The sequence below is a fragment of the Erwinia sp. genome (assembly GCF_031978025.1).
GTDB lineage: Bacteria > Pseudomonadota > Gammaproteobacteria > Enterobacterales > Enterobacteriaceae > Erwinia.
In genome coordinates this window covers 1-12,428 of record NZ_DALZCD010000038.1, presented here as the reverse complement: position 1 = coordinate 12,428, position 12,428 = coordinate 1, and the positions used below count along the sequence as shown (strand labels likewise).

General features: G+C 56.2%; 11 protein-coding genes. 4 read left to right on the top strand and 7 right to left on the bottom strand.

Annotated elements, in window-relative coordinates; genetic code table 11:
- Positions 1 to 789 (top strand): methyl-accepting chemotaxis protein (locus tag RTK32_RS04880; protein WP_312042370.1); only part of this gene is annotated, 789 nt, incomplete at its 5' end.
- A 42-nt stretch (positions 790 to 831) separates the two neighbouring features.
- Here the strand turns inward: RTK32_RS04880 and RTK32_RS04875 are convergent.
- From RTK32_RS04875 to RTK32_RS04850, 6 genes are all read right to left on the bottom strand, one after another.
- The gene (locus RTK32_RS04875) at positions 832 to 1,284 is read right to left on the bottom strand and encodes a GNAT family N-acetyltransferase (RefSeq protein WP_312042369.1); all 453 of its coding nucleotides are present in this window, start codon (positions 1,282 to 1,284) and stop codon (positions 832 to 834) included.
- 28 nt (positions 1,285 to 1,312) lie between these two features.
- A complete protein-coding gene (locus tag RTK32_RS04870; RefSeq protein WP_312042368.1) occupies positions 1,313 to 1,963 on the bottom strand; it encodes a DUF1109 domain-containing protein in 651 nt (216 codons plus the stop codon).
- The gene (locus tag RTK32_RS04865) at positions 1,950 to 2,504 is read right to left on the bottom strand and encodes a sigma-70 family RNA polymerase sigma factor (RefSeq protein WP_312042367.1); all 555 of its coding nucleotides are present in this window, start codon (positions 2,502 to 2,504) and stop codon (positions 1,950 to 1,952) included. The genes RTK32_RS04870 and RTK32_RS04865 overlap by 14 nt, the downstream gene beginning before the upstream one ends.
- Before the next feature lie 49 nt (positions 2,505 to 2,553).
- Positions 2,554 to 3,789, bottom strand: coding sequence for a thioredoxin family protein (locus RTK32_RS04860; protein WP_312042366.1), 1,236 nt, complete (start codon positions 3,787 to 3,789; stop codon positions 2,554 to 2,556).
- A 15-nt stretch (positions 3,790 to 3,804) separates the two neighbouring features.
- Entirely contained in the window at positions 3,805 to 4,362 is a 558-nt protein-coding gene (locus tag RTK32_RS04855) for a peroxiredoxin (protein WP_409451063.1), read from the bottom strand.
- 100 nt (positions 4,363 to 4,462) lie between these two features.
- Complete coding sequence (locus RTK32_RS04850; protein ID WP_312042365.1) at positions 4,463 to 5,044, bottom strand: TetR/AcrR family transcriptional regulator; 582 nt, start codon at positions 5,042 to 5,044, stop codon at positions 4,463 to 4,465.
- A 93-nt stretch (positions 5,045 to 5,137) separates the two neighbouring features.
- On the opposite strand from RTK32_RS04850, the gene RTK32_RS04845 reads away from it, so the two are divergent.
- The 3 genes from RTK32_RS04845 to RTK32_RS04835 all read left to right on the top strand — a co-directional run bounded on the left by RTK32_RS04845 (position 5,138) and on the right by RTK32_RS04835 (position 11,959).
- Entirely contained in the window at positions 5,138 to 6,031 is an 894-nt protein-coding gene (locus RTK32_RS04845; RefSeq protein WP_312042364.1) for an ABC transporter six-transmembrane domain-containing protein, read from the top strand.
- A gap of 64 nt (positions 6,032 to 6,095) precedes the next feature.
- Positions 6,096 to 9,206, top strand: a complete 3,111-nt coding sequence (locus tag RTK32_RS04840) for an efflux RND transporter permease subunit (RefSeq protein WP_312042363.1) — start codon at positions 6,096 to 6,098, stop codon at positions 9,204 to 9,206.
- Between the two features lie 218 nt (positions 9,207 to 9,424).
- Positions 9,425 to 11,959, top strand: a complete 2,535-nt coding sequence (locus RTK32_RS04835) for an excinuclease ABC subunit UvrA (protein WP_312042362.1) — start codon at positions 9,425 to 9,427, stop codon at positions 11,957 to 11,959.
- A gap of 123 nt (positions 11,960 to 12,082) precedes the next feature.
- Here RTK32_RS04835 and RTK32_RS04830 read toward each other — a convergent pair whose 3' ends face one another.
- Positions 12,083 to 12,232 (bottom strand): hypothetical protein, encoded by a 150-nt coding sequence (locus tag RTK32_RS04830; protein ID WP_312042361.1) that lies wholly within the window; start codon positions 12,230 to 12,232, stop codon positions 12,083 to 12,085.
- Positions 12,233 to 12,428 lie beyond the last annotated feature (196 nt).

Below are 12,428 nucleotides of genomic sequence, written 5' to 3'. Positions count from 1 at the left end.
AATAACAACTTCCTGAAGTTGATGGGCTATACCCTGTCGGACATTGTTGGTCAGCACCACCGTATTTTCTGCTATGACACTTTTTACCGGGAAAACCCCGACTTCTGGCAGAAAATCGGCAAAGGTCAGCATTTCGTTGGGCGCTTTGAACGTCAAACCGCCAACGGTGAAAGAATGTGGCTTGAGGCAAGCTATAATCCAATTTACGATGCCGACGGCAAAGTCTGTAAAGTCATCAAGATAGCCTCAGACATTACCACACGCGTTGAGGCAGCGAAGCGCGTGGCAGATATTGCGGTCAGCACCTCGGAACAAACGTCGCAAATTACCCATAACGCTAATGAAGTTCTGGATGAAACCGTGCGTAACTCCGGTCAGGTTGCCATACAGGTCAACGCGGCCACCGAGATTGGTACGCGGCTGAACGAATCGGCCAAAAGCATTACCGAAGTGGTAGAGACGATCAACGTTATCGCTTCGCAAACTAATATCCTGGCGCTGAATGCGGCCATTGAGTCGGCGCGTGCCGGGGAAGCCGGGCGTGGATTTAGCGTGGTGGCCGCAGAGGTTCGTCGTCTTGCCGCTTCTACGGCCAGCGCCACGCAAAAAATCACGGCCGTGGTCGATGTTAATACGCAGCTGATTAAGCAGATGTATCACGAACTGGATTCGGTCAAAGAGTTTGTGGTCAACGAACAGGATAAAATCAGCGAGCTTTCACGCAGCCTGCGGGAGATTAACAGCGGCGTGAATCAGTTTGTCACCGTTATTCATCGACTGAATGTCTAGTCCGCAGCCCGGGGAGCAAATTCGTTCCCCGGGCTGTTTGCTTCAGACGCCTGGCATCGGTAAAAACAAACGGTGCGTGACGTTATCTCTGCCTTCAGTCCGCCTGAATCCCATCCTTTCATAAAAAGCGAACGCGGAATCGGGCGCGTGGGTATTAAGAGAGTCAAAACAGCGCTCTGCGTCCTGAATAATGCTGTTAAGAAGAAGACGCCCCGTCTTCATGCGACGCCAGCTATAACTGACATACAGGTGACGAACTCTACCCATACGCGGTTCTGAGCTGTAAGGATCCTTATTCAGACCACAGACACCAATCAGGCGTTCATTACAAAATGCGCCCACTAATTTCTCGCCTTCTGCCTCGAAACGATTCTCTCCACTGCGCCAGTTAGCCTGGAGTCTGTTCAGCATATTGAACTGAAAATGCAGGCTTTCACTTAGCAATGCCGCGAAACCGTCTGTGGCAGGCGTAATGCTTTCAATCAGCAGATTCATTAAGGGAAGTCCTGTAGAAGAAAGGGGCTTACCCTGCGGAGGGATCCAGCCGAACCCAGCGCCGTCCCGCCAGCACGGTGACCGCGGTAATGGTGAGGCCAGCCGCAAGGTGCATAATGAAATCAAGCATATGCAGATGCGTTTGATGACACAGCGACAGCAGCATGGATGACATAAACGCGATACCACCGCCCGCCAGCGCCAGGCTTTTACCTGGATAAAGTGAACGGGAACGATACAGCGCGGCCACGGCAATTACCGTCATGGGCAGGCTGGCCGACAGCATGAACAGATAGCAGTGTACACCCTCACCAAATTGTCCGGCTCCTGCAGGCGGCGCGGTAGAGGACATATTTCCCAGATTCAGCGCCAGCCAGATGAGCGCCAGTATGCCCAGCCATTTCAGTCGGACGGGCCGCCGCCCGGCCAGGCTAAGCGTAAACGCACCCGCCATAGCGCCGGTGCCAAGCACAAAGGCCAGCAGCAAACCTGCCAGCGCAGGCAGCGCATCGGGCCGTGACCAGTCGGTAAACCTGCCGTGCAGCGCCCAACTGCTTAGCATGCCGCAGGGCAAGGCCAGCGCGACCCAGGCGGCCACGCGCCAGCCCGTAGGCCAGAGTCGCTTAACCGGCCGGGCCGAGTCGCTAAGTTGATCGATAAAACGATCATGATTTCTCATGATTGCGGCTTCCTGATTTGCGAAGATTAAGCATTGCGCGATGCAAAAGAGATTTTACCGCGGATAGCGATAAGTTTGATTCCGCTGCGGCCTGAGCCAGACTCTGTTCGCGCAAATGAACAGACTCCACGATTTCTCGCTGTCTTACCGGCAGACGATCCAGATAGCCGGTAAGGTCATCACTGTCGGCATCCGTTTCCGTTAAGGCAGCAGCCTGACGGTTAACCGCCTCCTCATCCGACACTTCCTGATTTCTGCCGCGCTGCCGCAGCGCATCAATGGCCCTGGCCGACGCGATCGCTGCCACCCAGGGCAGAATGGGCCGCTGCGGGTCGTAGGTGTGGCGTACCCGATGGATCGCCAGCAGCGTTTCCTGAATAACATCGTCAAGCAGCGCTTCATCGCTGATTTTTCGGCGTGCAAAAGCGCGGATGGCAGGCACCATCGCTTTCAGCAACCGGTTATAGGCTTCCCTGTCGCCAGCCTGGGCGCGCGCCATCAAGGCAGGCCACTGTTGGGCCTGCCACTCAGGAACGGACATTACCCGTCCGGGAAGCGTTATCTGACTGGCTCAGGGTCACAACGTTTACTCACGATTTTTTCCCGTTTTCACTGGCGCGATCCAGCGCCGAAATAACAATTTTAGGCGTAAGTACCTGCGGTAACACCATCGGTTTGCCGCCGTCTGCCGGATAAACCACATAAAGCGGCAGTCCGCCCCGACCGAAATCACTGAGTGCCTGCTCCACATCCGGATTGTATTTGGTGGAATCCGCAACCATATAAATGGTATCGGTGCGCGCCATTGCGGCTTTAACCGCCTGAGTGGAAAGCGACGTGCGATCGTTCACCTGACAGGTAATGCACCAGGATGCGGTAAAGTTTACCAGAATTGGCTTGCCCTGCCCTTTAATGGCGTCGACATTCTGCGGTGTCCAGGCCACGGCTGCCGCCTGCGACGTCCCGGCCGTAGTCTGAGGCGTAGCGGCCGTATTCAGGTTGAGCAGCGGTAACGCTAACAGCAACAGAAACGCCGCGCTGGCGCCATGCAGCGCCCAGTGACGTTTGCCCATCATCTGACGTTTTTGCGCCATGCCATACAGCCAGGCGGCAAAGCTCAGCAGCAGACAGCACGCCAGGATAGCCGCCAGCGCCGCCGAGCCTGCCTGACGCTCCAGTACCCAAATCAGCCAGCCAACCGCACCCAGCATCGGAAAAGCCAGACCCTGTTTAAGCGTCAACATCCAGGCACCGGGCGCAGGCAGTAACTTTGCCAGTACCGGAAAAAAAGAAATCAGCGTAAAAGGGGCGGCGAACCCCAGCGCCAGGGCGATAAAAATAATCAGGCTGATGGCCGGCGGCTGGGTCAGGGCATAGCCGACAGCACTGGCCATAAAGGGCGCGCTACAGGGCGTTGCCACGATAATTGCCAGCGCACCGGTCAGTGCCGAGCCGGTCAGGCCACCGCGATTGCCGCCGGCTCCCCCAACCCGCTGCACCGCAAGCCCGACTTCAAACAGACCAAAAAGGTTAAGGGCCGATCCCAGCATGACCAGGACTAGCAGGGCAATGACCAGCGGCGACTGGAGCTGAAATCCCCAGCCGACCGACGAGCCGCCCGCCCGCGCCAGCAGCAGTACGCCCACCAGCGCAACCATCGTCACCACCACGCCAAGCAAAAAAGCCAGACCTTCTGCCCGGGCATGAGCAGGCCTGTCGTGGTGGCGCAGCAGGCTCAGCGCTTTCAGCGAAATAACCGGAAACACGCACGGCATCAGATTCAGGATAAGGCCGCCCAAAAAGGCGGCAGCGATGGCAGTTAGCATGATAAACCTACCCTGTTATGCCGGATTGGCCTGGCGATATTTTTTCACCGCGTCCATCGCTTTCTGGATGTGCGCGTCCGGGTTTTTATCGGTGTAGCTGAGCAGGATTTTGCCGTCTGGCGCAATCACGTAGGAGGTGCGGTCGGAATAGGTTTTCCCTTTCATCTCCAGGGTATTTTTATACTCCGTGGCCACTTTTGCGCCCGGATCGGCCGCTACGGTAAATTTGTCGCGACATTCCAGCTGGGAAAATTTAGCAATCTGATCGGTATTGCCCGCCGTCACGCCAATGACTGTCGCACCCTGCTTTTTAAACTCATCCGTTGCTTCGGCAAAGTCGTGCGCTTCCAGCGTACAGCCAGCGCTAAAGGCGGCGGGGAAGAAATAGAGGACAACCGGCCCTTTTTGCAGCGCCTGCTGCAGTGAAAACGTGGTTGATTTACCGGCCAGTGCGGCGTCGAGCTTAAAGTCCGGGGCTTTCTCTCCCGCCTGTAGGGCGGCAAAAGCGCTGGTCGCAGGCAAAGCAAGTGCCAGCAGCATAGCGGCGGTCAAAGCTTTCAGATTCTTATGCATAAATATCTCTCCGTTGATCGACAGGGGTAAGGAAGCGTTCTCCTTAATCAAAGGTTCGTCGAACAGGAGAGAAAAGTTTCGCCAGGGTAAAAAAAAATTTTTACCCTTCGCCGAGAACCAGATTGATATAGGCGGTCACATCCGCCATGGCCTGCTCGCATTTATCCCGGGATGGCCTGATGATGATCAGGTCGGCATAACCATACAGCATGGCACCCAGCTGGCGGGCAATAAGCCAGGCGTCAACCGGACGGAAATCCTTGCTCGCTATCCCTTCTTCAATCACTTGTGCCACAAAGGCGGTCCATCGTTCGTTAATTGCCTCGGCCAGTGCTTCATAAGCCTCATCATGGATCGCCCGCTGCCAGAGCGAACTATAAAGTTGCCAGGTTGCGTCAGGCGCATCCGGTAAATAGCCGACGAGCAGAGCACAAAGTTTATCGCGCGGGTTCAGACCTGCTGTCTCATCCATAAATTGCTGCAGTTCAGCCCGGGTATACCTTGTTAGCGCGTCAATACACAGGCTCTGCCAGTCCGGGAAATAATGATAAATATGACTCCGCGAGATGCCCAGATATTCGGTTAAATCACGCGTTTTTACGTTCTCGATCCCTTTTTCAATGAAAAGCGCGGCCGCGCCATCCAGGATCCGTATTTTCAGTGCCTGTTTCGCTTCTTTCATGCTGGCCCCAGATTGACTTTGAGCAAGTGCTCAAATAGACTGCCCACAAATTTGAGCAACCGCTCAAACTTTATCTTACCAGAAATGAGAACCATGCGAACCTCTGAAAACGCTTCGCCAGCGGCGGCTTCCCACAGTGCCCCGCTGACGATCGGGCTGCTTGGCCGTCGTCACGGCAAAAAACTTATTCTGACGCTGCTGCTGGTTGCGTCAGAAAATATCCTGTACCTGCTCTACCCGCTGCTGGCAGGCTTTGCCATTAATGCCATCGTGGCCGGAAAAGCGTGGCATGCGGTGTTGTATGCGGTCATGGTGTTAGCGATGTGGACTCTTGGGGCCGCCAGGCGCAGCGTGGATACGCGCACCTTCGCCAGAATCTATGCCGGGCTGGCCGTACCGGTGATCCTCGCGCAGCGGGAGGAGCATCACAGCCCTTCTGTTATTGCCGCACGGGTGGCCTTATCACGCGAATTCGTGGATTTCTTCGAGAAGCATTTGCCGGTATTGATCACCTCACTGGTTTCCATTACCGGCGCGGCCGTCATGCTGTTGGCCATCCAGTTCTGGACCGGCATCGCCTGTCTGGTCATTTTAGGGTTTTTTACATTCTTTCTGCCGGGTTTCAGCCGCAAAAACGAAGCGCTGTACGTGAGGCTCAACGACCGGCTTGAAAAAGAAGTCGGCTTTGTCAGCCACGCGCCCGTTACGGCGCTCGTTCGCCACTATCGCGTGCTGGCCGGATTGCGCATTCGCCTGTCCGATCGTGAGGCTTTCGGTTATCTGGCTATTGGCGCCCTGATGACGTTGCTGTTTGGCGGAACCATCCTCACTATGACGTTGCGAGGCGGGCTGGATGCGGGGCATATTTATGCCGTCATGACCTATATGTGGATGTTTGCCATGAGCCTGGATGACGGCCCGCATCTGCTGGAAAAATATTCTCAGCTGAAAGATATCGGTAAACGGGTGAATACCGGCATGGTTTAAGCCGTGCAAAATGGGTTGCTTTACGCAACGTCACCTCTTTTTTTCAGGTTCAGGAATCATTGCGATGCCACAGTTTTTTATCGATCGTCCCGTTTTTGCGTGGGTTATCGCCTTTTTTATTGTTCTTACCGGCCTGATTGCCATCCCACAGCTGCCGGTAGCGCAATATCCTTCTGTGGCACCGCCCAGCGTCACTATCAATGCCACCTGGCCCGGGGCCACGCCGGAGGCGATGAACGAGTCAGTGATCTCCCTGCTTGAACGAGAGATTTCAGGCGTTGATGACCTGCTCTATTTTGAATCCTCCAGTGATACTTCAGGGACGGCCAGCATTACCGTCACCTTCAAACCCGGCACAAACATCAAGCTTGCCCAGGTCGACGTACAAAATCAGCTCAAGGTAGTAGAGTCGCGTTTGCCGCAGGCGGTCAGGCAGAATGGCCTCAGCGTGGAGGCGGCTAACAGCGGTTTTTTGATGATTGTGGCGCTGAAATCCCCTTCCGGGCACTACAGTGAACAGGATCTCAGCGATTATTTTGCCCGTAGCGTGTCAGAGGAGCTGCGTCGTGTACCGGGCGTGGGGAAAGTACAGCTTTTTGGTGCGGAAAAAGCGATGCGGGTCTGGCTCGATCCGGTCCGGCTGTACCATTACCACCTTTCCACCAGTGATGTAACCACGGCGCTAAGCCAGCAGAATGCTCAGGTAGCACCGGGGCGCGTGGGCGATGAACCGGCCGTGCCCGGTCAGCGGGTGACCTATCCGTTGACGGTTCATGGTCAGCTGACCTCTGCCGAGGCGTTTCGTAATATTACGCTTAAGGCAAATACCGATGGCTCACGGGTCAGGCTAAGCGATGTTGCGCGGGTAGAGCCGGGTTTGCAAAGCTATGCCTTCGCCATTCGTGAAAACGGCAAGCCGGCCACGGCGGCGGCGATACAGCTTGCGCCTGGCGCCAATGCCGTCAGTACGGCGGAAGGGATTAAAGCGCGGCTCGGTGAGCTTGCGGTCGTGCTGCCGGAAGGCATGCAATTCTCCGTGCCTTTTGATACCGCGCCCTTTGTAAAATTGTCCATCGAGAAAGTCCTTCATACCTTTATCGAAGCAATGGTGCTGGTATTTCTGGTCATGCTGCTGTTTTTGCAGAACCTGCGCTATACCTTTATTCCTGCCATTGTCGCACCGGTTGCCCTGTTGGGCACTTTTACCGTCATGCTGCTGAGCGGCTTTTCCATTAACGTGCTGACCATGTTTGGCATGGTGTTGGCCATCGGCATTATCGTGGATGATGCTATTGTGGTGGTCGAAAACGTGGAGCGGCTGATGGCGTCAAAAGGCCTGTCTCCACGGGATGCCACGCGTGAAGCTATGCGGGAGATTACCCCGGCTGTTATCGGCATCACGCTGGTGCTCACGGCCGTCTTTATCCCTATGGGATTCGCCAGCGGCTCTGTCGGCATTATTTATCGTCAGTTCACGCTTTCCATGGCCGTCTCTATCCTGTTTTCTGCGTTTTTGGCCCTGACGTTGACGCCAGCCCTTTGTGCTTCTTTGCTGAAGCCAGTGACACAGCACGGCGAAGATAGGGCGGGGTTTGCTGGCTGGTTCAATCGCCGCTTTAACCGTATAACGGTACGCTATGAAGCCGGGCTGAGGGCCACGCTAAAGCGAACGGGCCGTATGATGGCGCTCTATGGCGTGCTGTGCGTTATCCTGCTGCTTGCTTTCCGATCGTTGCCCTCCTCTTTTCTGCCGGATGAAGATCAGGGCTACTTTATGACCTCCGTGCAGCTGCCGTCAGACGCCACCCAAGAACGCACCCGGGAAGTCCTTAACCAGTTTGAGGCTCTTATTGCCGGACGGCCCGGTATCGATAAAAATCTTACGGTGTTTGGTTTTGGTTTTTCCGGATCGGGCCCCAATACGGCGCTGGCTTTCACCACGTTGAAAGACTGGGGCGAACGCCAGGGAGCAACCGCAGCGGGCGAAGCGGAGTTTGTCCAGGCTGCGATGGATAACGTGCCGACGGCTACGATCATGAGCCTGATGCCGCCTGCTATCTCCGATATGGGCACCTCGTCCGGTTTTACCCTCTATCTGGAAGACCGGGGCGGGCACGGCTACCCGGCACTGATGCAGGCTCTTGACCAGTTCCTGGCAATAGCCAATAAAAGCCCTGTGCTGTCGGGCCTGTACAAAGATGGGCTGCCAGACGGCGTAAGCGCTGCGCTTGATGTGGATCGGGAAAAAGCCGAAGCGATGGGCGTCTCCTTTGAAGAAATAAATCAGACGCTCTCTGCCGCTACCGGCTCCTGGTATGTCAATGACTATACCGATAACGGACGCGTTCAACAGGTGATCGTGCAGGCTGACGCGCCTTATCGTATGCAGTTGCAGGACCTGCTTAAACTGTACGTGCGCAATAAAAGCGGCGAGATGGTCGCACTTTCCTCATTTGTACGGGCCAGCTGGACGCAGTCACCGCAGCAGCTGAGCCGCTATCAGGGATATCCGGCAGTCCGGATCAGCGGTAACGCCGCGCCTGGCTTCTCCAGCGGGGCGGCAATGGCCGAAATGGAGAGGCTGGCCGCTCAGTTGCCGCCGGGCTTTGTGACGGAATGGACGGGCACATCGCTGCAGGAAAAATCTTCCGTCGCGCAGATGCCGCTGCTTATGGCCCTTTCTGTGGTGGTGGTCTTTATGGTGCTGGCCGCCCTTTATGAAAGCTGGGCCATCCCGCTTTCCGTCATGCTGGTTGTGCCGACCGGGTTAATAGGCGCGATAGCAGCCGTTTATCTTTCCGGGCTGGCTAACGATGTGTTTTTCCGCGTAGGGATCATTACGCTAATTGGCCTTTCAACCAAAAATGCCATTTTGATTGTCGAGTTTGCCCGTCAGCTGCACAACGAAGGCGCAAGTATCTTCGAGGCAACCTTACAGGCGGCCCGTCTGAGGCTTCGTCCTATTATCATGACCTCGCTGGCCTTTACGTTAGGCGTGGTGCCGCTGATGCTGGCAAGCGGTGCCAGCGCCGAGACGCAACACGCCATCGGCACCGGCGTATTTGGTGGGATGATTGGCGGTACGCTGCTGGCGCTCTTTTTCGTCCCAGTGTTTTTCCTGGTAATAATGACGTGGGTGACACGCCTGAAGAGTTACAGCAACAAGAAAGGGTAAATCGCATGACCGCTCCGGAACCTGACGGAGCGGTCTGCTCATAAGAAAAATCCTTTTCCTCCCGGCCGCAGCGCCACGTGACCCGTCCCCTCCTCTTTGCGCCTCCCGGTCAATTGTGCGATCGCCATAACACAACTACCCTTTCAGGCACGCCATTCGGCATTCGACGTATAGCTTCTTTTGAGGCTACGTCAGTTTACTTATTTTACAGGGATACTATGACGCCAACCAAAACTGAACGTGCCGCTCAACGAAAAGCCGACAGCACGGACGTTAGCGTACACGGAGCCAGAACGCATAATCTGAAAGATGTTTCTCTTTCTTTCCCCCGTGACGCCATCGTGATTTTTACCGGTGTTTCCGGGTCGGGCAAATCCTCACTGGCTTTTGACACCCTTTACGCAGAAGCCCAGAGAAGGTACCTGGAGTCCGTCGCTCCCCACGTGCGCCATTTAATTGAGCAGTCTCCGGTACCGGACGTGGACAACATTGAGGGTTTGCCGCCGGCAGTGGCGCTCCAACAGAGCCGTGCAGGCGCCCAGGAACGTTCAACGGTGGGCAGCCTGACCCGCATTTCGGTTACGCTACGCCTGCTTTTTTCCCGCGCGGGGCAGCGCCCTGAGGGCATTCCGTTTATGCCTGCCGAATCATTCTCTGCCAATAATCCCCAGGGCGCCTGCACGGTTTGCCAGGGGATCGGTAAGACGCATGAAGTGAAGGGCGATGCGCTGGTGCCTGATGAGTCGTTGAGCATTCGTCAGGGCGCTATCGCCGCGTGGCCTAACGGCTGGGGAGCAAAAAATCTGCGCACCATTCTTGAAATGCTCGATTATGACGTGGATGCGCCATGGAGAACATTATCGGCTAAGGATCGGCAGTGGATACTGTTTACCGATGAACAGCCCTCCGTTCCCGTCTTTCCGGACATGACTGCGAAACAGCAAAAAGAGGCGATCGCCGCGGGCAGGAAGCCCGACTACACCGGGACCTATACCAGCGCCAAAAGATACGTGCAGCAAAGTTACGCAGGCGGGAAGGAGTCGGTTAAAAAACGCCTTTCGCCCTTTGTGACCACGGCTCCGTGTCCGGCCTGCCACGGGAAAAGGCTTAACGCCAATGCCCTTGCTGTCACCTTTGCCGGTTACGATATCGCCGAAATGGGCGAATTGACGATAACCCGGTTGAAAGCGCTGCTGCAGCCTTTTGCGGCGGGCACCGCCTCCTCGCTGCCTACGGAAAAAGCGCTCCGGGAAGCCGTATTCAGAATGGCGACGGACATCTGCGGCCGCCTCGAACAGCTTGAAACGCTGGGGCTGGGCCACCTTTCGCTGGGACGGCAGACCACGCTGCTTTCGTCCGGCGAGCTACAGCGGATCCGACTGGCCACGCAGCTTATTTCACAGCTATTTGGCGTCCTGTACGTGCTGGATGAGCCGTCTGCCGGGCTGCATCCGGACGATGTACAGGCTTTGTTGCAGGCGCTGCGCTCGCTGCTTGAGGCGGGCAATTCTCTGGCAATAGTCGAACATAACCTGGATGTGATTGCCGAGGCCGACTGGCTGATTGAAGTGGGACCGGGGCCGGGCCGCCAGGGTGGAGAGATAGTCTATAACGGGGTGCCTGCCGGACTGGAAAAAGTGACGGCGTCACGCACGTCGGCCTATCTGTTCAGCCAGGCACATCCGGGGTTACGCCAGCGTAAAACGCCTGAAAGCTGGCTGCGGCTGGAACAGGTTAGCTGCAACAATATTACCGACCTCAGCGTGGATATTCCGCTCGAAAGCATGACCGTGATTACCGGCGTGTCGGGTTCAGGTAAGTCAACGTTGCTGACGCGCGTCCTGCCGGGATTGCTGGCGAGACTGGATAAAACGCCTGATGAGGAAGAAACTGAAAGCGAAGAGACGATGTCGGATGTGCAGGGAAAAATCATTGCCGGTGGCGATGGCCTCAACCGACTGATTCGAATCGATCAGCGCCCTATCGGCCGGACGCCTCGTTCAAACCTGGCGACCTATACCGGCTTTTTTGACACCGTTCGCAAACTGTTTGCGGAAACTGATGAGGCAAAACGGCAAGGCTATACGGCAAGCCGGTTCTCTTTTAACCTTCCCGAAGGACGCTGCCCGGCCTGCGAAGGACAGGGACAAATCACCATTGAGCTGATGTTCATGCCTGGCGTCAGCGCACCCTGTTCGGCCTGCGGCGGCGCCCGCTATAACGAGGAAACGCTCAGGATACGCTGGCAAAACAGAACGATTGCTGACGTCCTTAATCTAACCGTGGAGGAAGCCGTTGAGGTTTTCGATGGTAACGACATCATTCAGCGTTCGTTAACCGCCCTGACCTCACTGGGGCTGGGATACCTGAAATTAGGGCAGCCGGCCACGGAATTATCCGGCGGCGAATGCCAGCGCATCAAGCTTGCCTGGGAGCTTCAGCGTGCGCAGCGGGGAAAAACGCTTTATCTGTTGGATGAACCTTCTTCCGGCCTCCATCCTTCCGATACGGATAAACTGTTGGGCGTGCTGGATCGGCTGGTGCAGCGTGGCGATACCGTTGTGATGGCAGAGCATGATATGCGCATTGCCGCCGAAGCCGACTGGGTGATTGATTTAGGCCCGGGGTCGGGGGATAAAGGCGGGCGTATCGTGGCGGCCGGGAAACCGGAAGCGGTCAGCCAGGCGACCGGTAGCCTGACCGCGCCTTATCTGGCCAATAAACTGGAAAAAAGAACCGCCGATCCGCAGTAGGTTAAGAAAGGCAGGATGCCTGCCTTTCTGCCGCAGCCAGATTAGCGACCAGACCAGCCAGGTCAGGGCCGTCTCGGTTTTCAGCCCCAATCCCCCGGACAGGCCCGGATGGCGCGTCCCCCGCTAAAGGCCCGCATCGTTGGCCCATGCCGCCAAAACAGGCGGCCAGCGTGACAGTACCTTGTTCACGCCCAACGCCGAAGTCAGCACGCCACGGGCGGTCAGGCGCACCACCGTGGCGCGCCCTTCACTTTCTGCGCAATAGTCTATCATTTCTTCAAAAGCTTACATCGCAACACTCGCGATGTCGTCTAGTGCTCACCGCATGCTTAAAGAGGCTATTGAATGGGATCCAGAACATTTAGCAAGAGCTGGGGGGCCGAATATGTGGCCGACGGCAAGGTTCGTTGTCGTCTTTGGGCTACCGGGCAAAAGAGCGTAACGCTCAGGCTGGCCGGAAAGGATATAG